The sequence below is a fragment of the Novipirellula methanifontis genome, from assembly GCF_052161655.1.
Lineage (GTDB): Bacteria > Planctomycetota > Planctomycetia > Pirellulales > Pirellulaceae > Novipirellula.
This window is the reverse complement of record NZ_CP197418.1, coordinates 8,634,698-8,661,601: the sequence shown is the minus strand read 5'-3', so window position 1 is coordinate 8,661,601 and position 26,904 is coordinate 8,634,698. Positions and strand designations below refer to the sequence as shown.

Genomic DNA, 26,904 nt, shown 5'->3' with positions numbered 1-26,904 from the left:
GGTTTTTTTGTGCCTCGATCAAATCAACCGGTATGGCAGTGCCGTCGCTGCGATTACGACTGCGACGGATCTTTGCCGTCGACCCAAGGACCGGCCAGGTTCATGTATTCTGGGTCGATCAATTTGCTACCAAAATCACCTGCGGTCCATCCGGGGATATGTTTTGGATTCGCGCGGGCTTCGGAAAGTTGCTCCCACTTCTTAGCCCAGCCTGGATCGGTGGTGCTAATATCGCGAGATTCTGGATCGAGGAAAAAGACCGAACCTTGACGATAACTTTCCGCACCAAGGTTAACCACGGCGATCGCGGCAGCACCCAAGTCAGGTGGGTTGTTACACATCATTGGCTCGCCTGCTTCACAAGCATCAAGCCAATTTGCAAAGTGAGCATGCGTCGTGTTGGCCACTTTTTCGGTGGCAATGCGTTCGTCCTTATAGTCACGCTCATGAGTCACTTGAGGACGCTCGGCAATAAAATCGAAACCGTCAAATTCTTCGCCGTTTCCAAAACGGAACGTGCCAAAGTGTCCACGAATCAATTGGTCAATTCGTGATTCTTGGTTACACATCGTGGCGGTCACCAGACCTTGAACGCCTTCATTGAAATCGGCGACCACGGTTGCCACATCGGGCACATCACGGCCATCGTATTCCATGTACAGCCCCCCCGCACCGACGACGCGTCCAGGTAGTCGCAGTCCTGTTGCTTTCAACATCGAAGTGGTGCGGTGCACAAACAGATCGGTGAACATGCCGCTGCCAAACGGCCAGAAACGACGCCACTGTTTGTACTTTTCACGGTCAAATGGCATCTCGGGTGCAAGCCCTTCGTTTGTGCCGAGCCAGCGATTCCAATCGATCGTTTTTGGCGACATATCGGCTTCGAGTTTGTAGTAGCGCCACTGCCCCATGTCGCTGTTACGGAAGTATTCGGTTTGGAATCCCAAGACTTTGCCAAGCTTGCCGTCTTTGAGCAATTGATTGACTTGGTTCCAAACCGGCAGACTGGTCGATTGCACGCCCACCTGCATGACTTTGCCACTTTCTCGCCACGCCTTTTCGACCGAAAACGCCTCTTCGACCGTCTTGGTCATCGGTTTTTCGCAATAGACGTTCAGTCCTGCCGCGATCGAATCGACCGTTTGCTTGTGATGCCAATGGTCGGGCGTCCCAATACAAACGGCGTCGAGGTTTTCTTTCTCGATCATGTCACGATAGTCAACGTAACGACCTGGATCGGTTCCAGTGGCTTTCTTGATGTGGTCGGCGACCTTGTCCCGCTGCGTCTTATAGACTTCGGCGACACCGACGAGCTCGATGTTCCGGCCTTCTTCGTGCAGCTTGCACAGCGTCTTGACGTGAGCACCATAGCCGCGACCGCCGGGGCCGATGAATCCAATTCGCATCCGTTCGTTGGATCCCGCTGCAGCAGCGGCTCGCGTGGCGGACAAGCCCACCGATGCCGCCGCAGCGACTCCGGCAGATTGCGTGATAAAGTTGCGGCGGTTGGATTGATTCTCGGCTTGCTTTTCAGCTGTCATGATAAAGATTCCTCAATTTGAACGCTCTCTGCCAAAGGAGAGCTATCGGGTAAAAGAACGTGGGTGAGTGGAGTCGAAGAGAGTGATTGGTTGGTCGGTTACTTACGAAATAACGACTTGTCCTCGACAGAATTGAGCTCGTTCGCCGAACGGCCCCATTTCCAATCGAGTGTTGGCGGCGTTTTGCCATCCGACAGACATGTTAATTGGATCGGGTGATACCCCTTGGCCAATTTAATCGAAACCGTACGCCGCTGTCCCGCTTGGTAGCCAAAGTCGGCATCTAACACGGACGCTTGATGGATCCGTAGAAACGCTTTGCTGCCCGTCGCGAACGACATTTCGTACGTTCCCGTTTCCGGCACGTCGATCCAACCGGTCCACTGGATTGCCCCTTTGCCGCTGGGCAATTCCGCGGCGTCGATATTCGCAGACTTGCCCGTTTTTTGCGGTGTCAATCCACTGGTTTTTGGAACGTAGGGAAATTCGCCTTCGTAGAACGACCAATTCAAACCGGGCGTTGCCTCGGTGACTTGCACCGCAGGAATGGCAACGTTGTCGTAGGGCCGTTTTGCACTCGCGTTTGGCATCCGTGATTGCAAGACATGGTCACGCATCCGTTTTTCAAGTTTCTTAAAGCGAGGATTCGTGTCCGCCAGATTGTGCTGTTCTTTGGGATCATTCTTCAGGTCAAAAATCTGAAACGGATCGTTGTGTGATTTGATGTTTACACGCACGCCCTTGAACCCGTCCAAATGAACGACTTGCATTTGGCCTCGTTTTTTACCGCGATGCGACGGCGAGAAATCTTCGTACTTGGGCGTCGAGCCGTTCTGTGAGTACTCAACATAAATCTGGCTCGCCGCGGCTTTGCCTTTTCCGGTCAACCGTGGTCGCAAGGAAACGCCGTCGGTGCGGGCCGGAGCGGCAATCCCGCCCAGATCGGCAAACGTCGGCATCCAATCATGGAACTGACTTGGTTCCGTGTTGATCTTGCCAGCCGGAATGTTCCCAGGCCACCATGCCAACGTGGCGACGCGGATGCCGCCTTCCCAAACATCGCGTTTGATCCCATCGAGTGGGCCGTACGACTGGAACGACGTGGGGTCGTAATTTGAATTGGCAAGGTAGCTTTCTTGGTGAGGCCCATTATCACTTGAAATCACGACGAGCGTGTTTTTGTCGATCTTTAGATCACGCAGCGTCTGCAGCAGATCGCCGACGCAATGGTCAATCCGTCGAACCATCGTGGCGAATCGTTCTTCCTCGTCGCTCCATCCCTTGCCGACGTAATCGGGATGGCGGTACGAATCAATTTCGCCTTGGGCAGTGTTAATCATGTGGCCCGTTTCGCCGGTCCACTGAATACCTCCATTCAAACCGTTGCCTTCGGGATAAGCCATCGTCGGCGTTTGCAGTGCCGCGTGCGGTGTGTCATAGGCGAGGTACAAGAAAAATGGCCCTTGCGGATTCGATTCGGTGTGCTCGGCGATCCAGTGTTTGCTTCGCGCCGTGAACAAATCGGTGGTGTAGCACTTCGACAGCCCCGCGGATACTTCGCGGTCGTTATGCCATACTTGCTTGGGTTGGCGATGGGTTTCGCTGTTGCCTAGTGGCCACGCGTCGGCTGGGTAATGCACATGCCCATCGACGTGACGAACGTATCCAAAAAACTCATCGAAACCTCGTTTGGTCGGGTAGGCCGGCCATGTTTCGGCTGAATCGCCATCGCCCTGCAATCCATATTTCCCAATCAATGCCGTTCGATAACCGGCGTTTTTCATCACTGTCGCCAGCGTGTGATTGTCGGCCAGACTTTTGTCGAATTGGTTGTCCCGCACCTCGGCGTGTCCTTGGTGCACGCCGCTCAACAGTGACGAGCGGCTGGGGGCACAGACCGGAGCCGGGCAATAGTGCTGGCGAAGCTGGATGCCTTCGGCCGCCATTTGGTCGATCATCGGCGTGTGCAGCCGCTTGTCGTGTTTTGATTCGTTTTGGTATAGAACCCCAAGGTCACCCCAGCCCAGGTCGTCGCATAAAATGAAAATCACATTGGGTTTCGAAGGGGTGTCGGCTGCCATCGCCGCAGGGTGAGGCCAGAGCTGGGCCAGCGTCATCGCGAATAAAAACAGGACAGTCAATCGCATCATTTTGGGGATATCTCTTGTGATCGGAGGTTGAAAATCGTCGTCGTTGATCGTCGCTGGGACCGCGGTGTTAATCGGGCCGCATGAGGTTCGGTTGTCATTGTAACTCAATCTCTCCTTGTGGGTTTACATGCGCACCCTACACTGAACCACTAGCTGTTTTTTTGTCTGTATTGATTATCCTTCGGGCTATGACTGAAACTAATTTCGATCTGGCGGACCAACCGCCCCGCAAAATAGCACCGAGCCCGAAATTGTCGGGATTGGGTTTAACATTGGCACTGTTGGCGGCCTGTCTGTTCCCGTTGGCGGGGTTAAGTTTGTACGCGACATTTTATGGTCGGGCCGCGTCACGATCGCTGCCGGTGGAAGTATCGCTGGACCGCCAAACCGTGGTCGCCCCCGATGGCCGAGGGGGGCTGTTGACCGATGTCGTGGTGATCGTCAACGCGGCCGATCATGACATTCCCAATCTGACTGTGAATTTGAACGGCCAGTATTTTTTGTATCGTGATTCACCTCTGCTCAAAGGCGAGACGTTGGTGTTGCCGCAAAGCATTTTTATGACCAAGGCCAACCAGCGATTCGTTCCTGGTCGATACCCGATCACCGAGGTCACCGTGACGGGGCGATTGCCTAGCAACGCACGTGGGGTGACCGAAGCCCACTTCGAGTAAACGCCCTGCCCTGCTCTGCCCCACCCTGCCCTGGCTCCTGGTTTGTCCGCCCACCTGTCTCCGTTTGACCTGCCTCGCGAGAATCCAAACATGCGTCCCTTCGCCGCTCGTGCTCTCTGTTTGTTGACTATGTTCGCCATCGTGATCGCGCCGACCGTGGCGATCGGGCAAGGCAGTAAGCAGGATTACGAACGCTGGCAAACGCTAACCAAGCGAATCAATCAACCGATTTTCGCGGACAAGGTTGATCCAAACTGGAGCGAGTCGTCCGAGGATTCGTTTTGGTATCAAGTCCTCGCATCCGATAATGCATTCCGATACATCATCGTCGATGCGGTGGCAAAAACTCGCGAAGAGGCTTTTGATCACGACAAACTGGTGAGCCTGCTCGCAGCGGAGCTTGGTGAGGAAGCGGCGTCGTCAAAGCAAAAACTGAAACTGCGATCGTTGTCCTTTGACCCTGGTTTTACCAAGGCACGATTTGAATTTGGCAAGCGAAAGTGGGAGTTCGTCCTACCCGCTGGCCCGCTCAGCGAGGTCGATTCGCGAGAAAGCGACCACGTCGATTCGGACGGTTCAGAAATACTTCCTGCCAATCGACAAGTTCAGAGAAGTCGAGATGGTGGCGATCGGACGCAGATCCAGTTTGAAAATCGCACTGCCGAGCCACTGCGTTACAAATGGGTGACCCCGACCGGCGAGTACCGCGACTATGGCCGTGTTGCACCTCAACAAACGGCGTCGATTTCGACCTTTGAGGGACACAGTTGGATCTTGGAAACTCAAGGCGGTTCGATCGTCGCTGCGTTTGTCGCCAGCGCGTGGCAATCCCTCGCTCGGATCGATGCTGATACTCTGCCGCCCAAACCGTTACGGAATTTGACAAAACGTTCGGGACGTTCGTCGCGGTCTCGATCGCCCGACGAATCTTGGCAAGTCGTTTTTGAAAATCACAATGTGGTGTTGAATTCAATTGAATCGGATGCCCGAGCAGTTTTGACAACCGGCGGCGATGCTAAAAATGGATTCACGGGCCAAGTATGGTGGTCGCCTGATTCTCGCAGTTTTGTCGCGATGAAAATCGAGAAAGTCGACGTGCGAACGATTCCGATTGTCCAGTCATCACCGAAAGGCTCAGTTCACTCCGAATTGCATACCGTCAATTATGCAAAGCCGGGCGACGCGATGGATCATCCGCGTCCCGTCCTGTTTCGTGTCAACGAAAACGAAATCGCCGAGACAACCGTCACGATGATTGACGATTCCTTGTTTCCGAATCCCTATTCGATTGGCGATCTTGATTGGCACGACGACAGTACCTCGTTTTCATTCTTGTACAACCAGCGTGGCCATCAAACGCTGCGTGTGATCTCGGTGGACGCGGAATCTGCTGAGCCGCGAGCGATGATCAATGAACAGAGTGAGACGTTTGTTTGTTATTCGCACAAAACATTCTTGCGGCGGATCGATGCGACCGACGAAGCGATCTGGATGAGTGAACGTTCGGGTTGGAATAATCTGTACTTGATCGACCAAGCCAGCGGCGAAGTGAAAAACTCAATCACGCATGGCGATTGGGTAGTGCGTGACGTCGAGTTTGTGGACGAAGCGAATCGACAAATCTGGTTAACGGTTTCGGGGATCGACAAGGATCAAGATCCCTATCATCGTCATCTGATTCGTGTGAACTTTGACGGTAGCGATCTCGTTCGTTTAACGCGTGGTGATGGAGATCACGAGTGGCAATTCTCACCCCAGCGTCGCTTTATCGTCGATTCGTATTCGCGAGTCGATCTGCCACCGGTGACCGAGCTCCGGGATGCCGAGACGGGCGAGTTGGTGGTTGAGTTGGAGAAAGCGGATGCGTCCGAGCTGCTGAAGACGGGATGGCAATTTCCCGAACGGTTTGTCGCCAAGGGGCGTGACGGCGAAACTGATATCCATGGGATCATCATTCGTCCCACCGATTTCGATGCAAGTAAGACGTACCCGGTGCTCGAAGCAATTTACGCCGGGCCTCATTCCGCGTTTGTGCCCAAGCAATTTGGCCGCCATACCAGCTTGGTTGAAATGGCCGAATTAGGGTTTGTCGTGGTCAAAATTGATGGGATGGGGACCAGCTATCGCAGTAAAGCGTTTCACGACGTGTGTTGGCAGAACCTTGGCGACAGCGGGTTTCCCGACCGGATCGCGTGGATGAAGGCGGCGGCGATCGATCGACCTGAAATGGACCTTTCCCGCGTGGGCATCTGGGGTGGTTCCGCTGGCGGCCAGAGTGCGATGCGAGCCCTGATCGCACATGGTGATTTCTATCACGCGGCGGTTGCTGATTGTGGATGTCATGACAACCGTGTCGACAAGCGATGGTGGAACGAACAATGGATGGGCTATCCCATCGGCCCTCATTATGCCGAGCAATCCAACGTGACCCAGGCTCATCGATTGCAGGGTGACTTGATGTTAATCGTGGGCGAGATGGACCAAAATGTGGACCCCGCAACGACGATGCAGGTGGTCGATGCGTTGGTCAAAGCGGACAAGGATTTTGAGCTGCTGGTGATGCCCGGTGTTGGGCACGGTGCGGCGGGGCATCCCTACGCTCATCGTCGCCAAGCAGACTTCTTTATCCGTAAATTATGGAAAAACGAACCCCGGTTTTAGGTAGTGCTCGCCGCGTTCTGTAGCAGAGCGGCTTTTCCCGCCGGCTGAGCGAGAAAAGACGAGGCGGGAGCCTCGAAAGCAGTGCGTTCCCAGGCAGACGGCTGGGAACGAGCGTTTTTGGGGTGCGATCGTCAAAAAACGCAAGAAAACACCTTTTTGCTTTAATTCAACTTGCTTAGGCTAGAACTAGTTTCGTAAACGTCGCGTAGAAGCCTTTCAAAATAACTCCACTTTCCGTCGCCGATCTGCACTGTTTTGATGAATCTTGTGTCCCGAATCGCGTTGATTGCCTATGTGGTGGGCGGCTGGCTTTTGCCGGCGATGCACCATCATCCAGGGCATTCGCACGCACAACACGTCGGGTCGGCAAGTTCAACGTGCTGTTCGGGTCACGGTTGTGAAGCGGCGTTTCCGACGCCCGATTCGCATCAAGACCACAGCTCGCATCACGGCGACGGCTCCCAATGCTGCCACGACCACGATCATTGTGATGTTGCCGTCGCGAGCAATTCGGCTCCATCCAAGATCCACGCTGACGATGAAGCGGCGGACCATTCCAACGCGGTCTTGTATGCAGTGGATTCGGGCGATCCTCACGCTTGCGTCGGGCTGTGTGCCCTCTGTGCAGCCCAAAGTTTAATCGGTCAAACGGTCGCCAATTCGACTTCCTCGCTCGGCGAGATCACCCTGGTCGATCGAATCGGTTTGACCGGAAACGGCTGGCCGTTACGCGTCCAACGCGGCGGCATCTCTTCTCGCGGTCCTCCTGCGATTCTTTAAAGACGTTTCGTGCCGCACGTGGCACGGAACACCATCGTTGATTTTGCATCTGCATTTTGGTGCTGATGCTTGCTTGATGTTCGCACCGACGCTCTGACGTGCGCTGGAATTTCGATCCGGTCTTTTTTGAATCACTTAATCTTTTTTGAATCGTAGAGAATCACAATGAATACCTCTTATATCTTGCACTCTCGCAGCCGCCCCCGCCCTCGCGTTATTAGCTCTCGTTCGGGTAACCCACGTTTCGCTTTCACCTTGGTCGAATTGTTGGTCGTGATCGCGATCATCGGGGTTTTGGTCGGATTGTTGTTGCCCGCGGTGCAAGCGGCTCGCGAAGCGGCTCGCCGCATGAGCTGCAGCAACAATGTGAAACAGCTCGGTTTGAGCATTCACAATTACCATTCGTCCTACAACCAATTGCCGATGCATGGCGGCGGCACTTGGGTTAACGGAGCTGCGATCGGCAGCGACGTCAGCAACCGCATGGATTTGTCGGCCTGGGTTGGCTTGACTCCGTTTTTTGAACAGCAATCGTTGTGGGAACAGATCAGCAACCCGCTGGGATCGTATCCCGCGATGGGCCCAGAAACGGACGAAGCAAACTATCAACCCTGGGTCACGGAATTGGCAACGCTGCGTTGTCCGAGCGATCCCGGTGTAGGATTGCCTAGCTTTGGACGAACCAACTATGCGGTCTGTCTAGGAGATTCGGTCCACTATATGGATCGGGGCCCGCTAGGGATCGTCAGCGACACGACGGTCACGCTCAGCAATCTTGCGACGCATGCGACCGAAGCACGTGCGGCTTGTCGAGGTGCATTTGTATCGCACCAAACGATGCGTTTCCGTGACGTGTTGGATGGTTTATCCAACACGATTTTTGCAGGCGAAATTGCAACGGATCTCGGTGACAACGAAATTCGTACGATTGCGGCGATCGGAAACGATTCATCGTCCGAGATGGTTCGCGACGAACCCGACTACTGCGTTCACGACGGTTTGGTCGACCCCAATCGTCCTCGATTCTGGCTCGCCGGGGCGGCAACGCTCGCTCCGTCAAACCACGGTCGTGGTTATCGTTGGGCGTCCAGCGGTACCTCCTATAGCGGTTTCAACACGATCGTGCCACCAAACCGTGAACTCTGTATTGGCGGGCCTAACGCCAGTTCGCATGGCGTTGCACCGCCGAGCAGTCGACATCAAGGCGGCGTGCATGTGTTGATGGGCGATGGTTCAGTCAAATTTGTCACCGATTCGATCATCGGGGGTGACATTCACCACGAGAATGTTTGGAGCGGTGGAACCGCTGAAAGTGCTCCAGGATCCAGGAGTCCCTACGGTTTGTGGGGAGCCCTTGGCACACGAGCTTCACGAGAAGTCATCTCAGACGACTTCTAGTCCAATCGATCGCCCGCCCCCGTCGATGTCCCCGTAGCGAAAGTCGCCAAGACTTTCGGGAGTCGGCGACGTCGAAATTTCACGCTCGTTTTATGATCGCGCCAAAGCCGGAGTCGGCTGTGGCAACGTGGCTGACGAGCGTTGAATGATTTGCTGTGCGGCCAACGTCGCGAGAGCCTTTAGCGTCAGTTGCGGATTGATATCGCAACCGGCGGGGAAGATCGAGGTGTCGGCGACCGTCAAGTTCTCAATCGTTTCACCACAGTCGGTCATCATTTGGAAGGTCGTGGGATTGACCACGTCGCCCAACGACGCACCACCTTGCGGATGCGTGGTTAGTAGATTGACGAACGCGGGACCGCGTCGACGAATTTCGCTCAGCCCCCACTCAAAGTCATCCATGTTGCGGATTCGTAGCGGACGACCACACCGCATCAGGATCGATTTGGTAGGCAGATGCAATGTCACGCCGTCGTCTGGTTTGGCGGCTGCGAAATAGATCCGTGCGACACGTCGTAAACCACGCAGCAGCATTTCAAATTCGTCACAGTCGAATTCGAGATGGAAATCGCCGCACGAGTCTACATAGTTGCTGCAGCGGACTTTGGTGGGAACGACAATGCCCGACATCGACAGATGATTGAACTTTCGCATCACGCAGGCGAACTCTTTGAACCATCCCGTTAACGCCAGCGCGACCGTGCCTGGAAAATGGAACCAATTTTCCAGCACAGGTTCCTCGACCATTTTGCCATTTTCCATGATGTTGCGTCGGTCGACCAAGAAGCACTGTGTCACGCCCGGCTCAGGACGCGTGCTGCTCGATGGCCAAATTGGCTTGTCAAACATCGCATACAGCGCCGTTCCGATGTTCGCCGTCAAGCGTTTACCGAGATTCTGGTTTCTTAGTCCCGCACATGACAAACTGTGGCTCAGCAGTTTGTTCGTTTCACCGATTCCTGCAGCGACGACAAATTCATTGGCCGAAATCGTCGTGTGTGTGTGGCGTCCCGACTCGCTGCGGTGGCATACGTCGATGCCGTCGACTCGGAGTGCTCCTGCTTCATCACGACGAATCCTTAGCTTTTTGCCTTCGGTTCGGTAAGACACTTCGGCGGGAACCGGATTGTTCATCGACTGAGTCAGGAAGCTGTTGGGTTCACCCGCCTTGTAAGGATGAATGCCGCCGATGTGATCGCCGAAACTGTCGACCGAATTGTCGCTGCCGCAACCCAGGCACTGCCGCCGCATCGCCACGGGCAGCGGTTGTACCTCTTCGCCGAGCGCGTGACACCCTTCGGCAAACCGCATACTGCGATCACTGATTTGCGACTTTGTAACTTCGGTGTTGACGCCAAGTTCATCGCAGATCGACGTCATCAGTTCGGATAACTGCGCATATTCGACGCCCGTAGGTCGACGATCGCCCCACGATTCAAAAACGGATTCGGTGATCGGTAAGTGAATCGCGTTGTTGACGTAAGGGCCGCCACCAAACACGCGTGCTTGGCAGACGTTAACGGTCTGCTTGGGCGGGATCTTCTTTCGCATCGACGGGATCGCCAGCTGCAATTTCGAATGAACATTCCCGAGCCCACCAGCGATTTGACCGGCACCGTCTTTGTAAAGTCGGTACAGAACTTGGTCGCTGCGTGGCGGAGAAAGTTTGATGCTGCCATCGTCTTGCGGGATCTTTTGGATCAATGCATCGGGGCTGACAAAATCACCGACGTCAAGAATCAGCACACGCAGTCCCGCGGCGGTCAATCGGCTAGCGGTGGTTGCTCCGCCTGCCCCGCTGCCGATGATACAGACGTCATAGTGGTTGTTCAGATCCGCCAATGGCGGCGCATCCATCGTCACTAAAAACTCAGGCTTCTCGCACTGAGGTGACCATCCGCCACCGATCAATTGGCGTGCCGGCTGACGCGAATGGATCACCAATCGTCCCAACATCGTGACGCCACCGACGGCGGTATGCAGCAGATGGTCGTCGGTCCACTCGATGCGGGGTGGGCTGTGTTTATCGCACGGAGTTTCCCCTTGATTGAGCAATCGGCGAAGTTCGTGAGGGCAAAGCTTGTGCAGTTGATGGCCGGTGTGTTTGACGCTGTAAAGGTTCAACCACAAAAGGGCAACATTCAGTCCGAGTTGCAATCTCGCGGGCAGATGCTCGGCGTAAATCAGCACTTCACGAGCGACTTGGCAGGCGTCATCGCCTTGATGTCCACACCACAGCGAATCAATTTGCGCATGGATGATCGCAACAAGCGTGGGAAAACGCTTTTCGCGAATCTTTTGAATCGGACAATCGGGATGATTGTCATTCCCGCCCAGGCCAAACGGTAGAAAACCCGCAGCCAAAGAACCCTTGAGGATATCTCGGCGCGAAAACGCATCCAATGAAGAAAAATCTAGCATCCTTGCCAGTCTCGTCAGCGATCAAGAGGAGTAGTGAATTGTTCAACCGGAACAACCCAATCCTTGGCATCGGCAAGATGCAAGTCGCTTTGATCGTGAAAAGCATGGCGAACGTGTGAGGAATCACAAATTCGATTTCTCGTGTCGAATATGACGGTAAATCGGACTCGCGATCATGCTACACATTCGGCATCCAAGCGGTGTACATGGAACTCGCCCGTCTTGAGCGTTTTTTCGGCTAAGTCCACCAAATGCTCGTGATGGGTAAACATGATCACTTGCGTGCGTGCGGATAATTCGGACAAGGCCGTGATTGCGGCGCACGCTCGATCATCGTCAAGTTGGACCAAGCAGTCGTCGACTACCAACGGCAACGCGGTACCGCGAGTCAATTGATGATCGATCGAGGCCAAACGCAGAGCCAAATACAAAGCGTCGGCTGTCCCCGTACTCATGGCGTTGGCTGGCACATCGGGTTCGCCGCTACGCGTGCGAGTTCCGAACAACATTACCTTTCCACGTGAGTCGAAGTCGACTTTTAACGAGTCATATTCGTCTCGTGTCAGTTGTTGGAAAATCGTCGAGGCAAGTTGCAATACCGGCCCTTGGTTTTCTTGTCGGTAATGCTCGATCGCTTGTCGCAGCATCATCGCGGCGACCTTCACGCGAGCAAACTCTTCGATCGCGTTCTCCATTTTGCCCGTCAAAAATTGAATCGATTGCGAAAGTTCTGAAGCCCGATCGCTGCCATCGATTTGTTTTAGCCGCAGTCGCAACGCACCCACCGTTTGCTGAGCTTCGGAGAGCGAGTCCTGGTTATCGGCAAGATCCGCTTCGATCTTTTCGATTTCAATTTGCACCAATTCAGGTTGGTGCTCTGCGACTTCGTCGGCGAACGCTTCGAGCTCGACAGTGCCCGAAAGCATTCGCAGTTGTTCTTCGATCGCTTGCTTGGATTGCTCGAATTGCTGCCGCTGTTTGGAGCGCTGCTCGACTTCGACTAATTGTTCCGCCGCGTCGCAGCCAGCCTCTTCGCACAGCTTTTGAATCGCGACTTCGGCTTCGGTCACCTGTTGCTCGGCAGTTTCAAGTTGCTTTTCAGTTGACGCAAGTTGCGTGGCCAAAACACCGCGTTGTTGTGACGCGGCACGTTCGTTTTGCAATCGGTTGTACAGCTGCTTGACGGTGCTGAAGGCGTCGCTGACGTCCCCTTCCTTTTCCTCGATCTTGACGCCTAATTCAGCGGCCAGGCGTGCGACGTCTTTTTGGTAGGTCTTGTCGTCTTCGAGCATCGATCGAATGCGGTGAGCCAAGATATCGCGTTCGCGTTTCTGGGCACACAACGCGTCGATTTGTGTGATCTTTTCCAAAACCACCGCTGGCGTGCGGTCTACCGATTCGGCCAGTGCCGACGTGGCGGCGGCCCAATCGGAGTGCCATGTGTCGTAGTCGCGTTGACGCGATTCGAGTTGCGTTTGCAATCTCGGCAACTCTTCACGCATTATGTCATGTTGTTTCAATTGTTCGTCGTAACGTTTGCGAGCATGATGCAGCGTCGTGCGAAGATTCACCGCGTCATCGTACAGCGACGAAAAATCATTCGCGTCGATCTGGTCAAACAGGCTCGGTTCGTCATGGCCGACCAAGACAGGTTTGTCGACGACGGCTGATTCGATCGCGTGATTGAGTCGTTTGCACGAGGCGGCAATGCGTTCTTCGAGTTGACCCACGCGTTCTCGGGCTTCGTCAAGCCGGACGGTCGTTTCAACCAATTGAGCATGCGCGGTGATCCAGCGGTACATGCGGTCAGGCGTGGTGGGGGTGACGCCCGAGGCTTCCCACAACGATTGCCATTGTTGCTGGGCCTCTTGGAACGCGGTTTTCGCTGCCTCGCCGTTTGTTTGGCAAAGCGTTTTTTGGTTGGCGGCCTTCTTTAGCTCTTCTTCGATCGAACTTTGCTGATGCAACTGTTCGTGATGAGACCGCATCGCATCGACCAACGTATCTGCTTTGCGGATTTCCGCTTGCAACTGCGTCAGCGTTTTGGTGTCGAGCGTTCCCGCTTGGTTTGCGGCGATCACGTCGCAGAAAATCGCATCGCGACGCTCACGAGCCTCGCCCAATTGTTCCTCGCTCGGCAGCGTCGTGACAGACTGGACTGCGTCGAGTCGCTGTTGCAATTCCCGCTCGGTCGTGTCGAGTTGCTTCCACTGCTGTGTTACGGCGGCAAGTTGCTGTTCTCGTTTTTCGAGATTCTGGACGGCTGATTCGATTGCCGATTCCACTGGCAATCGCAACTTTGCGGTGTCGTGGAACGAATCCGCAAACGAAGCCGCAGTGGTGTCGCCGGCCGACATAATCGGGCTGCAGAACGTGTCCAATTTACGAGCGAGTTGTTCACAGCGGTTGTGAAGTTGTTTGACGTCCGATTTCTGCTGAGCCAAATTCGACAGCACCGAGTCGGGAGAGCCGACCGACTCGATTAATTGACTAATCGAGTAGGGATCGTCCGGAACGATGGTTTCTTTTGCTTGTTCGTCGGCTTCGGCAAGCCGTTTGGTAAGCGAACGGAGGCTTTCATCGGCGTCGTCACGTTGTTTGGCGATCACAGCGTATTGCTGCGCCAAATCGTTGAGCTTGGTTCGCACCGAATCGACAAACCGCAGTTTCTTTAGCGACGAATCGATTTCATCGGTAACCGCCTGCTCTTCTTGCGAGACGATTTCGACCGAAAGCTCCTGTAACGCTTCGACCATGCGGCGATCGAGGTTTTTGCGAGTACGTTGCAGATTCGTACGCTGAGTCCGCGCCTCTTCACGTGCACCGAGACGCTGAAACAGCGAGTCGATTTGGGCTTCGTGAACCAAAATCGCCGAGTCATCTCCGAGGCTTTTCAGCTGCTTGCTCAATTCATCCACGCGGGTGCTGAGCGATCGCGTTTGTCGCAGCGAGATTTCGTGATGAGTGTCGACGGTGCGGCGTCGTTCGCTAAAAGCATCGTCAAGCCGCGGCGCATCGGCAAGTTCGTCCAGCTTTTGAAGCAACGAATGCCACTGAGGGATCAACGGTAATGCGTTTTTGACGGCTCGCAGTTTGGACAATGCGACCGCCGCTTCTTTGACGCAGTTCTGTAGTTCGTCGACACGTTGGCACTCTCGATCCAGTTCGTCTTTGAGATCGTTGAAGTCGCTCGGCGGGATTTTTGCCAGTTCGAGTTCTTTTCGTTTCTCAGCGATTTCGCGAGATAATTGATTGATTGCCCCTCGGGTACCGCCAGCGACAAACAGCTTGCCCGCTAAGTCATCGAGTTGAGATTGCACGGTTTTCAGTTGGCTCACCCCTGCTCCGGCGGCGAATAGGATTTCACCTAGATCTCCTTCGCCCTCGAGGATGGCTTGCCCGCCGCGAACGAGTTCCTCGTGCGACAAACCAAAGCGATGCTCAAATGCCTCGCGATCAACGCCACCGAGCATCGCTTCGAGAACCGCATCGTCTATCGTTTCATTGTCGTCGGCATCGCGCAGCGTCGCCTTGTTGCCGCGTCGCCGCAGGCACTCCAGCACGTTGCCGTTGCCATCGGACAACTTGCCGCCGACACGAATCTTCCCCGTCGGGTGGATGTAATTGTCTTCGGCGCGTTTGGACATGCCATACAACAGCGACATGATCGCGCGCAGACTCGTCGATTTTCCCGACTCGTTGGGCCCGTAGATGATGTGCAACCGCCGCGGACCGTCGGGCAATTCGATCGAGGTGTCGGTGAAACGTCCAAACGCTTTTAAATCGAGTCGTTCAATGATCATCAGTTCGCGTCCTCGCTTCCTTGCAAACGGCCAAGCAATTCCGCGGCAGCGGATTCAATCAGTTCGTCGACCCATTGGTCGTTGTCGGCGGAAAAGTTTTCTTCTTGTTCGGGCACTTTCTTGATCAATGCCGCGAATTCATTGGCAATCAATTTGCCACGCTCGGGTGAATTGCGCAGGTCGTCAAAAATTTTGGAAACACTCGCCAGCGGTCCTTCCAAATCACCCATGTCCAATTCGTGATTAGGCGTCGACGTTCGCAAGCGAAACTTTTCCATCCACGCTTGGCCAGCACCGTGCGTGATCGCGGTCGCGCGAAGCGACGCTTCTAAACGACCACGACTTTGATGCAGGGCATTGTGGATCGGTGTTTCTCCGACAATCGAAACGCGAGAAACCAGCAGCCGATCCTCGATCGTTTTGACCGTCTGTTGCAGCCACTGTTCGTACTCTTCGATGATGTCATCGACATGCTCGATTTTCGCGGCATTGATTTCGAACGATTCCCAGCGAACGACATCCAGCGGATGAAACGTTCGTGTGCATTTGCCGCGGGAATTGATGTCGATGATCACGCAGCCCTTTTCGCCAGATTCGCGAATGTGGCGGCCTTGGATGTTGCCGCTGAAAACGATCGGAGCTCCGTCCTCGGTTCCGTGCTCGCCGCGGATGTGAATGTGCCCGAGCGCCCAATAGTCGTATTCCTTGGCGGTCAATTCAGCCGGTTTACACGGAGAATAATTGTCGTGCCCCTCAGCCCCCGTCAAACTGGTGTGCAGCAGTCCGAGGTTGAACATTCCCGAGAGCGGTTTGGGGTACGTTTTGGATAGATCGTCGGTTTCCGCTTTCTTGCGAAACGAGCGACCGTGCACGGCCACGCCGATCGACTCAAATAGGCGGCAATCGACTTTTTCTGCTGCCAGCATGATCTCGCTGCCGTCGGGATTCTTGGGCAGCGGTAACGACGAGGTTATGATGTTTTGTGCATCATGGTTGCCGCGGATGACCACCAACGGAATGCCGGCACGCGTCAACTTGGCCGCTTGAGCGACAAAGAACAGCCCCGTATTTTGATCCCGCCAATCGCCATCGTAGAGATCGCCCGCGATCACGACTAAGTCGACTTCTTCGTCGATCGCCAACCGCACCAAATTTTCCAGCGCACGACGCGAGGCGCCACGGATTTGGTCAACCGGAGCATCTTCGTACGATTCCAAGTTTTGCAGCGGACTGTCCAGATGGATGTCCGCGGCATGTAAGATTCTTCGTTTACTCAATGCTGTCTCAATGAAGGTTGGCGGTTTGCACTTTGACGCGACGACGAGGACGCGTGGGCAAAGCGGATCTCGACGTGCTTGACGGGTTCGGTTTCAGCGACGACCGGTTTCGCAGGCCCCTTGTCATTTTTGTACCAATCAGGATTTCCCGAACAATACAGCGTTTCATTGTCGGCGGTTGGATCTGCGTCACAACCCAGCGCGTGATAGATCAGCGACGCGGCGGTTTTGACTTGAAAGTCCTTTTTCTTGCTCGGCTGAACGATGATGTACAGCGCCTGCTTGGCTCGCGTAATGGCAACATACAACAAACAGAGCGCCTCGGTCATCGAGCTTGCTCCTTGCCCCCCAAACGCGAGTTGCCAGCGGCGATCCAGAAAATGCCAATGCGTTTGTCCAATATAACGCGTGATTCCGCTGGGCGGTTCGCTCAGCGATTTCATGTCCGCGACGCAATTGCCGCTGCTGCGTGTGAGCGCCCCGTCCAACTGTGGCAACACCACAACATCGAACTCGAGTCCCTTGGATTGATGCACCGTCATCACTCGCACCGGAGCACGCTGAGGCCGTTCGACCCGCTTCTCGCGGACCAAACGCACGAAGTCTCGTAGTCGTGGGCCGGGATTGTTTTCGTAGGCGATGGCAAGCCGCGTCAATTGTTTCAGCCGCAGCGTGTCGCGGGCGTTGCAGTTCGCAGCGAGCTTGCCAGCGAGATACTCGACCGTTTGAGCAATCCCATCGCGTTCGACTCGCATCCGAATCGTGTTTTCATTGAGCGACGGATCGGCCACCATCAACGTTTGTTCGACGTGGAATCGCCAACGCCCATCGCCGGGATGTTCGGCCATCATCAGGGCCGACAACACCGTTTCGACGGCGGCGGAATCGGTCAGCGGATTGCCCCCTTCTTGGCTGACTTCGATATCGAGTGCCTCCAACCGCATGATCAATTGAGCCACTGCGCCGTTGGTTCGCGTCAGCACCCCGATTGATTTGTGCGGCGATTGCTGGTGAATTTCAGCGATTCGTTTTGCCGCGTCATTAAAACAAGCGTCATCGTTAGCCGCTTTGTCGCCGTCTTTGACCGTGTGGCTGGTTTCGATTTGCACGTAACCAGCAAGCGACTTGTTATTGGCTGCATGCGGTGGGAACTGTTTCGCAAACTTGCGAATCGACTCGGCCTCGTGAGCCGATTTGTCCGCCGGGTTTTTCACGTCGCCTTCGGTTGCCATCGGATGACGAGCAAGGTTGGAGAACAACGTGTTGACGAACTCGATGATGTCGGGACTGCTACGAAAGCTGACGTTTTGTTCGGATTCGGTGATGCCCGCGATCTCGTCGGTCACGGCATCAAAGATTTCGGCCACGCCGCCGCGCCATCCGTAGATCGCTTGTTTGGTATCGCCGACACAGAAAAACGATCGGGCAGTCTGCCATGACGATCCATCACGCTCCGCTGCGGCGGTGTCGCAAGCGTGTATCGCCAACGGACGCAGCACTTGCCACTGGGCGGGCGAAGTGTCTTGGAATTCGTCGAGCAAAACGTGATCGATCGCGCCGTCCATGCGGTTGGTCAACGAGGCGTGGTCGACCTTGGCAAACAGGTTGGCCAACCGGACCGCGACGTCTTCGAACCCCAGCACGCAAGTGGCTTGTTTGAGTTGATTGACGTGGAAATCGTAGGCCGCCAACACCTTGCCAGTGGCCTCGTTCTGGGCGCTCAGCAAACTAAGCACCTCGGTTCGCACGGCTGCGTAAACGACGTCCAGTGCCTCGTCGAGTCCATCGGGTAACACGCTGCGTCCGAACTTGACATCCTCGCCGGTCCGGCGGGCTTTGGCGATATTCACGATCAACGTTTCATCGGTCAACGTCTTGAAGTCGCCCGTTTCGGTGACATCCGCCAACTTTTGCAACTTAGCTTTCACCGTCTTTTGTTTCGCTTCGGCCTGGCGAAGCTCGCCAGCGACTCGCGTTAAATCTTTTTGCTCGGGACGTTTCGGAACGACAAGCTTGTGCCATACCTCTTGTTCGCTGCGACGCTGGATACTGTACGCGGTATCGATGACTTGCATCAATTCACGCTGAATCGAACGCTTGATTTCGCCCTTGCCAAGCATCGTCAATATGGTGGTCATCTCGCTCGGATTCAGCATCGAAACCACGTTGCTGATCGCTTGTTCTTTGATCCACATCTCTTGGATCTCGTCGGTCAGTTGCCACGCAGGAGGCAGGTTCAATTCAAACGGGAACGAACGGGCCAATTGCGTGAACAGACTGTCGAGCGTACAGATCCGCAGGCGATGGATGTTACGCAGGATCTTGTGCAGCAATTGACGGCACGTCTGGTGGTTCAGCGTCGGCACACCGACTTGATCTCGCAATTGCTGCAGTGCATCGGCATCGTTGTCATCGCCCGCTTTGGAAAGGACCAACAACACACGATCCAGGATTTCACCCGCCGCTTTACGAGTAAACGTCGTCGCCAGGATCGTCTCGGGCGGCGAGTCTTGCAGCAGAATTCGCAACAACCGAGCGGTCAATTGGTACGTTTTTCCCGTCCCTGCCGACGCGCGGACGAGCGTCGGGCGAAGTGCGTTGGTTTGTGTCGAAGCGTTCAAGGTGATTTCGTGGGGGTTGGGGAATGACATCAACAATAATTGGCACCGCAACATCGAGGCAGAACGACGCCGCTTATTCGGAATCATCCATTCCGCCGGCGACGGACATCACGCCGGTTTGCATGATCATGTCGTAGTCGTCGTATTGGATCGGATCGCTGCTCGGCGCAAAGTCTTCGTCACGGATGCGGCGAACGCAGTCGAGGATCAATTGCCGAGCTTGATCCATCAGCGGTTCGTCAAATTCGGCGATGTTGATCTTCGTTTCCTCGTCCTTGTCGCTGATGTTAAAGTAACCGAGTTGCACTTCGGTTGGATTGGCTTCGATGCCAAGATACGGAATCATCATGCGGTAGAGTGGCAATTGCAGGTCAATCCACTTCAGTCCCTCGTCGGTCTTTTTGAGGTGCTTTTTCTCAGGTTTGTGCCCGTGCGTTTTGTAATCCAAAATCGCCCAGCGTCCTGAATCGGGATGGTAATCGATGCGATCGAGTCGGCCGCGAAGTCCCATTTTAAAGCCGTCGACCTCAATGCAGGCTCCGTCTTGTTTGTCATCGACGGACGCTTCGGATTCTTTGATCACCCAGCCTTCGCCGATGCGTTTGGCTTGTTCGATAGCCACTTTGCGAAGACGTCTTTCCGCTTGCCGGATTTGCAAAGCCACCGCAGTGGAAGCGGAATCGCTGTATCGCAAGCTCGCGTAGCGGTGCAAATGATGAAGCAGGATTTTTTCGATCTTGTCCGCGTCGGCTTCATCGCGATCGTCGGAATCGCCAAACGTTTCTAACGCACCGTGAATCAAATCGCCAAATTGGTTCGCCGCTAACTCCGCGGACATGTCGTCCAGCGGTTTCAGTTTCAGCACATGACGCAGATAGAATCGATACGGACATGCCAAGTAATCGTGAAACGCGGTCACGCTCATGGCCTTGACTGGACAGGTGCCGGTCGAAGGGGGGAGCTTGGGGATTGGCAGCGATGATTCGACGTTCGCGGTGTCCCAGCCGTGCTGGACCACGACTCGCGGTCGGCTTTTTTCGAGTAACAAGCGGATTCGCCGAGCCACATCCTCATCCGATGCCGCCGCCAACAATCGACTGGGCGGTGTTGGAGTTCCATCGGCTGAATTGCGACCGACAATAAAACGGACCGATTGGCGAGTGGACAGCAATAGTTGCATGTTGTAGACGTCGCGGGCAAAGCGGCGGTCGTTGTCGGCCATCCGCAATTGAGTACGCAGCGTGCCTGGCAAAAACGCGTCGTTGGTGACTGCGGTGGGGACAAACGGATGGTTCAGCCCCAGCACCACCAACGCCTGAGCATCATCCAAGGCGAGGTCCAGCCAACCGAGGATTTCAATGTCGTCAGGCTTCATCGCATCGACCACACGCAGGTCGCCCACGCGATTGGCGATCATTTGCATCGCACTCGCTCCGTCAATTTCGAGATCCAATTCCGCGTTGACCTCGGCAAACCGCGTTAGCAATCCGCGAACCGAATGCAGCGCCATCGCGGTTCGGTCTTGCGGGACGCTGACTTCGGGAACGCTACTCGCTTCGAAAGCGAACAGCGGCAGAGACTCGTCGGCGAGTTCTTCGGAATCGAGTTGCTCGGAATACAGCGTCGTTAACCACTGCGAGATCGCGCCGCACCATTGCCCTAACGAGCGGTTCGCCCCTTGCAGCGGCCTCATCCATTTTTCGATCCGCTTGGCGACCTGAATCGCCATGGGGTAGTTTTTCTTCGCCTCCTCGGGCAACGCGTTTGCAAGTTGGATGGGAAAATGGTTGGCAAGCAATTGGTCCAACTGCGTTAACCAGGACTTGGCCGCGTCGGGATCCTGTTTGCAGATCCAATCGTGAACATCCGCGTGCCGAACCAGGGTTGCGAGCGATTGCCACGAGCGGGTTTTTAAATAGGACGCCGTTAAATTCAGCAGCCGCCCGATCGCCGTCCGATCAATACTCCAGCCGAGGTTTCGGAACGTATCGACACCGCAGCTTCGCATTTCAAATTCGATCGGGCCGACTTGGGATTCGTCGGTGACGCCGATCGTGACTTCGTCGACCGGATATTGTTTTGCGAACTCAGCAATCACTTCGGCAACGGTGGTCGCTTGGTCGGCGATATCGCCCGCCGAAATCAATTGCTCATCTTCGATCGGCAAGCGGTAATCGGCCCACTTGCTCGTTTCGATACAGCCGAGGTCGTCAAATCGCGACGCTTCGTTTTCAGGGGCGGCGACCATCGCGATGATTTCGCCCTGCATCGCTCGCAGCATCGCAATCTGCAGATGACTCAAGTCGCTCGTTCCAATCATCACGATCGTCGAGTCGGTTTTGCAGGCTTTTTTGGCCAGCGCAAATCGACGTTCGTGGTGTGGGTCGGCCAGCCCCGCCGAAGCGAGTCGTTTTAAATACGATTCAAACAACGTCGCAAGCAGTGTCCATCGTCGCTGGTCGTTTTCGGCTTCGGTTGCGGCAGCCACATCGGCAAACGAAAGTTGGTTCGAGGCCAAATCCTCGTGCAGCCCCCGAATCGTCGCCGCCAGCTCCATCCAAGTATCCACTTCATCGGACGTCGGTAATGTGGGAACAAGCGGTTTCAGCGTCTCGGGATTGGTCGCCGCAAGAACTTGGGACCATGCAAGCGTTTGCTCAAAGTCGATCGCCAGTTTGGCGCGAGGCGAATAGAGTTGTTCTGGCAGCCTACCGAGCGTGAGGATTTGGGACAGACTCAGCCGCAAATCGGCATTGGCGGCCGTTTCCTTCAACAGCGTCTCGAAGCGATAGGAACTTTGCGAGGTGGGCAGAATGCAGATCAGTCCCGACAGATCAAATTGATTCGCCGACGCAAACTTCGTTTTCAGCGATTCCACAGCACGCGGCAGCAGCGGGGCATCCCAGCCAAGAAATTGGGTCGTGATTTGTGGATTCATAGATTCGGTGACAAAAAAGGTCATGCGACCCAAGGCGGAAATACAGTAGTGTCGCGATCGGAGTGACACGTCTGGTCACAACGGAGTGATTTTCAGGAAAAAAGTGTTCTTTGCTAGTAAGGCAAAAAAACGAGCAGTCAGCCTAGGTTGCCCATCTTTCCTGGTTCCGTTCAGAAAGAATGAAAGGACTTGGGAAAATTTACCGTCTGTGCTGAATGTTCTAGCGCCGCAGCGCCGATAACACTTAACAAATGGAGTCCCAGGGAAGCCACTACCGTGCGCATGGAGGCGCACCGCGATGATCATCTGGTCCATCAAATTATTTAGTAACGTTCGCCACGCGATCGCCGGACGCAAATATCCGCACCAGCTTGCTGGGGCGGTTGCGATCGGTGCGTTGTTGGGCATTATTCCGCACGGAAATCTGTTGGCGCTGTTTGTGCTGATCGTTTTGTTGTCGCTGAAGATCAACCACTCGATGGCGGCATTGACCACGATCGGGACGACCTTCGCCGCAACCAAGCTCGATCCGTATTCGCATGACGTCGGCAGCTATATTCTGACGCATCCGACGCTCGGTCCCAAGATGGCCAGTTTTTGGAAGCTGCCGCTGGTTCCGTGGACCGATCTGAACAACACCGTTGTGTTGGGAAGCTTTGTCATCGGATTGGCCGCCGTGCTGCCTATCTTCCTGATCACCTATCCCGTGTTCCGGTTGTTCAAACCTCGGGACGCCGAGGCCGAACGTGAGCGGATCGACGCACTTTCGGATGAGGCACTCGACGCCGAAGAAAACCGCGTCGTGCTTCAGCCCGCATCACCCATCGCACCGCAAACGCCACGTCGCGTAGGCGAGGTGGCTGCCGCTGCAACACAGCCGATGGTCGTTCGCATCGATCAATCGCATGTCGTTTCCAAGTCGGATTCGGAAACCCATGCAGAAGTGAACGCGGCGTTTGATGATGATTCAAACCAGTCAAGCGAACACTTGCAGATGCCTCGTATGTCGGTCGAGACGCGAATCGACGTGATTCGCATGAAAGATGCCGAAATGGCGAACAGCCCCATTGAAACCACACCCTCGGCCACCCAGGACGAGGAAGATACCGATCAGCAACCGATGGACGAGGCGCTTAATTACTTACTTCGTCAATTGCGCACCTCTAAGCAAAAGGATGCAGCATGATACGCTGGAGTTTTGTACTAACCCGTCTGATCATTGTTGTCGCGATCATCATGTTGTTGCGTTGGGGCTTAGGCCCGGTCGCCAGCTACGTGACGATCAAAGGGTTCGAAAGTGCCACTGGTGCCAAAGTCGAAATCGGCAGCGCCCATGTCGGTCTGTTTCCCCCGAGCATCTCGTATTCGGATTTCCGAGTCGCGGATCCTCGTAAGGGCAAAGAGATGGAGGACATGTTTCGCGCCGAATCGATCGAATTGGTGATTGATGGCGACGCGATGCTGCATCGCCGCTGGGTTGCCCGCGATGGCAAGATCACCGGACTGCAAATTGGTGCGGATCGAGATTCGTCGGGACACTATGACGCCGAACAAGAGGAAGCTGCTCCTTCGCCTTCGGATGCCCCTTCGTTCTTGTCTCGCATGATTGCCGCGACGACCGATTCGCTTGGCGCCGAAGCAAGTGCGCTGACCGAAAATCTGGAAACGGTTCGCCGTAGTCGCGAAATCCGTGATCGCTGGGAAAGCGAATACGATTCGTTGGTCGTGCGAGCACGTAATTTGGAAAAACAAATTCGCTCTGTGCGTGATGAAGCACGTGGTATCGACAATCCGCTGCGAGATTGGCCGCAATTGCAGCGGACGCTTGAGCAAGCCAAGCAAGCTCGCAACGAATTGATGGCGGTTCGCCAAGCCATTGACACGTTGCCCGAACAACTGCAAACGGATCTCGCCTCGCTGGATGAAGCGAAGAAGATCGACATGCAAAAAGTCAACAAGTTTGTGCCAGGCGATCTTCAGAATGGAGACGACTTTGGGATCGATATGTTGAAGTTTGCTGTGCAAAAACAGATCGATCAAATTCGTGGCTACCTCGACGGGGGGCGCACGATTGCCAACTACACCGTCGTGGCGCCCGAGAGCGAACGGATTCGAGGCGAAGATTTTGATTTGCTTGGCAACGCACAGCTCTCAACCTTGCTGGTTCGTCGTTGCGAAGTCGGCGGATCAATGCGTGCCAACGGCAAAATGTATACGCTCAAAGGCATCGTTGAAAATCTGACCCCGACGCCAGAATTGTTGCGAGAACCAACGCTGGTCAAATTCCAATTGGATGGACCTGATGTGGTTCGCGTCGAATACGCGGTCGATCGTCGTCGCGGTGCGGATGTCGACTTGTTGACACTGCATTGGCCTCAAATGGAAGCCAAACCGCTGCGTTTAGGCAGCAAACACGAAGCGGGAATCACAATCAGCGGCTGCCAACGCGAATTGTGGGTCCAGCTGCGAAGTGAAGGTGATAACGTCGAAGGCCGTTTCGTCAGCAAACAGACAGGGCTGCAGATGAAGCTTGCTGTCGATTCCAAATTTGCTAAATCCGCCGCAGTCCAGTCGTTGCAATCAAGTTTGGATGCGGTCGATCGCATCGAGATTGATGCCAACTTCAGCGGCCAGTGGAACGATCTTGCACTGAAAATGCACACCAATCTCGGACAGGTCTTTCGCCGAGCGACTCAGGACGCCGTCAATGATCAACTTGTGGCATCGAAGCAGAAACTGCAGGAACAGGTCGATAAGGCTCATTTGGAGCAAACGTTGGCGCTGCGAGAATGGTTGACGTCACAGCAAAGCGAAGCACGTTCGCTGCTAGCCAGTGCGGACAAGTCGATCGAAGAGATGAGCCAAAAGGTGATGAACGAAGTCGGCGACGCAGACGTCTATCTGGGCAAGCTACGAGGCGCCTTCGAGAAGAAGCTGCGTTAACCACAAGGTTTTCGGGTAGTGGGCGAGGCCACGAGTCCCGCAGCTTACGGTAGTGGACGAGGCTACGAGTCCCGCACATGGGGTCAATCCCAGGACTCGTTGCCTCGTCCACTACGGTCTATTTGCGTTAAACGCGAGCGACTAAGAAGAGACGCGAGCCACGGTGGTTTCGATCGCCGAGATCAAGGCTCGCGCCTTGTTCATCGTTTCGTCGTATTCCGAATCCGGATCGCTGTCGGCGACCACGCCGCAGCCTGCTTGCACGTAGACGACGCCGTCTTTGGCGACCATTGTCCGCAGTGCGATACATGTATCCATGTTGCCTCGGTAATCGACGTAACCGACCGCGCCGCCGTAGGGGCCACGGCGGTGAGGTTCAATCGAATCAATTACTTCCATCGCGCGAACTTTCGGTGCACCGGAAACCGTGCCCGCTGGCAAACACGCCTTCAATGCGTCAAAGGCATCGAGCCCTTCACGCAGCTTGCCTTGCACTTCGCTACTGATGTGCATCACGTGCGAATAACGCTCGACGACCATCACTTCGGTCAATTCCACGGTGCCAAACTGGGCCACGCGGCCGACATCGTTACGTCCCAGGTCGACCAGCATCACGTGCTCGGCAATCTCTTTGGGATCAGCGAGCAGTTCTTTCTCGAGAGCCTTGTCCTCTTTTTCTGTTTTGCCGCGAGGTCGAGTTCCCGCCAACGGGCGGACGGTGACGACATTGTCGGCGACTCGGCACATGATCTCGGGCGAACACCCAACCAGCATGCAATCTGACGTACGGACAAAGAACATGAACGGGCTGGGATTGACCACTCGCAGCGAGCGATAAATCTCGAACGGATCGACGTCCGTTTTGACGCTGAGCCTTTGGCTCGGGACGACCTGGAAAATATCGCCCGCGCGAATGTATTCCACACAATCGAGCACCGCTTTGCAGAACGATTCGCGAGTAAAGTTGGACTCGATGTTCAGCGGTGGCGAAGGCTTCTCAGTCGTGAATTCTTCGGGGGTATGAGCGGTCGGTTGCGAAAGCTTGGCAATCGTTTTGTCGATCTGTTGAGACGCCTTGCTGAAAGCTTGTTGAGATTCCGCGGCATTGGTGACACCGCGGCAATCGGCTAGTGAGACCACCGTGATCGTCTTGGCAACGTGATCAAACACACACAACGTGTGGTAGAAAGCAAAATCGAGGTCAGGCAATTGGCGGTCATCCAACGGCGCGTTGGGAAGATTTTCGACGTAGCGGACGACATCGTAGCCGGCGTATCCGATCGCCCCGCCCACGAATGGGGGCAGCCCCGCGACCTCAGCGACCTTGTATTTCACGTGCGAGCGAAAGGTTTCCAGCGGATCGGCTGATTCGAGTTCTTCCGTCTTGCCCCCGCTCCCGTCAACGCTGCTGCCGAGATCCGAAATCGTGACCTGGTTGCCGCGTGCGACAAATCGCTTGATCGGGTTCGCCGCCAGGAAACTGTAGCGGCCGACTTTCTCGCCGCCGATCACACTTTCAAACAGACAAGCGGGGCCGCCGTCGTCCAAAAGCCGAAACGCGGTCACTGGGGTTAACGAGTCGCTGAGTAAACGCCGATACACCGGAACAAAGTCATGGTGGATCGAGAGTTGGTCGAAGTCGGCAGATTCGGGTGTTAACATCGAGGTCGACGGGCTCTGAAAAGGAATCGGGCTCT

14 protein-coding genes are annotated in these 26,904 nt (G+C 55.1%); 6 read left to right on the top strand and 8 right to left on the bottom strand.

Going from position 1 to position 26,904, the window contains the following annotated elements; all coding sequences use genetic code 11:
* Positions 1–53: 53 nt before the first annotated feature.
* Positions 54–1,541, bottom strand: coding sequence for a Gfo/Idh/MocA family protein (locus tag SH528x_RS30830; RefSeq protein ID WP_442507259.1), 1,488 nt, complete (start codon positions 1,539–1,541; stop codon positions 54–56).
* A 98-nt stretch (positions 1,542–1,639) separates the two neighbouring features.
* Positions 1,640–3,691, bottom strand: coding sequence for a sulfatase-like hydrolase/transferase (locus tag SH528x_RS30825; RefSeq protein ID WP_442507258.1), 2,052 nt, complete (start codon positions 3,689–3,691; stop codon positions 1,640–1,642).
* 188 nt (positions 3,692–3,879) lie between these two features.
* Here SH528x_RS30825 and SH528x_RS30820 point away from each other — a divergent pair, with 188 nt between their 5' ends.
* The 4 genes from SH528x_RS30820 to SH528x_RS30805 all read left to right on the top strand — a co-directional run bounded on the left by SH528x_RS30820 (position 3,880) and on the right by SH528x_RS30805 (position 9,204).
* Positions 3,880–4,365, top strand: coding sequence for a hypothetical protein (locus tag SH528x_RS30820; protein WP_442507257.1), 486 nt, complete (start codon positions 3,880–3,882; stop codon positions 4,363–4,365).
* 90 nt (positions 4,366–4,455) lie between these two features.
* Complete coding sequence (locus tag SH528x_RS30815; protein ID WP_442507256.1) at positions 4,456–7,026, top strand: prolyl oligopeptidase family serine peptidase; 2,571 nt, start codon at positions 4,456–4,458, stop codon at positions 7,024–7,026.
* Positions 7,027–7,284: 258 nt separating this feature from the next.
* Positions 7,285–7,806, top strand: coding sequence for a hypothetical protein (locus SH528x_RS30810; RefSeq protein WP_442507255.1), 522 nt, complete (start codon positions 7,285–7,287; stop codon positions 7,804–7,806).
* A gap of 165 nt (positions 7,807–7,971) precedes the next feature.
* Positions 7,972–9,204 carry a DUF1559 family PulG-like putative transporter gene (locus tag SH528x_RS30805; protein WP_442507254.1) on the top strand — a complete coding sequence of 411 codons (1,233 nt, stop codon included), beginning with the start codon at positions 7,972–7,974 and terminating at the stop codon, positions 9,202–9,204.
* Positions 9,205–9,294: 90 nt separating this feature from the next.
* Here SH528x_RS30805 and SH528x_RS30800 read toward each other — a convergent pair whose 3' ends face one another.
* The 5 genes from SH528x_RS30800 to SH528x_RS30780 form a co-directional block, all read right to left on the bottom strand.
* Positions 9,295–11,625: a GMC family oxidoreductase N-terminal domain-containing protein gene (locus tag SH528x_RS30800; protein WP_442507253.1), complete on the bottom strand. Its 2,331-nt coding sequence runs from the start codon at positions 11,623–11,625 to the stop codon at positions 9,295–9,297.
* Between the two features lie 173 nt (positions 11,626–11,798).
* Complete coding sequence (locus SH528x_RS30795) at positions 11,799–15,428, bottom strand: AAA family ATPase (protein WP_442507252.1); 3,630 nt, start codon at positions 15,426–15,428, stop codon at positions 11,799–11,801.
* Complete coding sequence (locus SH528x_RS30790) at positions 15,428–16,705, bottom strand: metallophosphoesterase family protein (RefSeq protein ID WP_442507251.1); 1,278 nt, start codon at positions 16,703–16,705, stop codon at positions 15,428–15,430. The genes SH528x_RS30795 and SH528x_RS30790 overlap by 1 nt, the downstream gene beginning before the upstream one ends.
* Positions 16,702–19,326, bottom strand: coding sequence for a UvrD-helicase domain-containing protein (locus SH528x_RS30785; protein ID WP_442507250.1), 2,625 nt, complete (start codon positions 19,324–19,326; stop codon positions 16,702–16,704). Before SH528x_RS30785 ends, SH528x_RS30790 begins: the two co-directional genes overlap by 4 nt.
* Positions 19,327–19,399: 73 nt before the next feature.
* The gene (locus tag SH528x_RS30780) at positions 19,400–22,264 is read right to left on the bottom strand and encodes a PD-(D/E)XK nuclease family protein (RefSeq protein WP_442507249.1); all 2,865 of its coding nucleotides are present in this window, start codon (positions 22,262–22,264) and stop codon (positions 19,400–19,402) included.
* Between the two features lie 298 nt (positions 22,265–22,562).
* On the opposite strand from SH528x_RS30780, the gene SH528x_RS30775 reads away from it, so the two are divergent.
* Together SH528x_RS30775 and SH528x_RS30770 are read left to right on the top strand one after the other, a co-directional pair.
* Entirely contained in the window at positions 22,563–23,450 is an 888-nt protein-coding gene (locus SH528x_RS30775) for a TIGR03546 family protein (RefSeq protein WP_442507248.1), read from the top strand.
* Positions 23,447–25,207 carry a TIGR03545 family protein gene (locus SH528x_RS30770; protein ID WP_442507247.1) on the top strand — a complete coding sequence of 587 codons (1,761 nt, stop codon included), beginning with the start codon at positions 23,447–23,449 and terminating at the stop codon, positions 25,205–25,207. Before SH528x_RS30775 ends, SH528x_RS30770 begins: the two co-directional genes overlap by 4 nt.
* Before the next feature lie 141 nt (positions 25,208–25,348).
* Here SH528x_RS30770 and trpE read toward each other — a convergent pair whose 3' ends face one another.
* Entirely contained in the window at positions 25,349–26,869 is a 1,521-nt protein-coding gene (trpE, locus tag SH528x_RS30765; protein WP_442507246.1) for an anthranilate synthase component I, read from the bottom strand.
* Positions 26,870–26,904 lie beyond the last annotated feature (35 nt).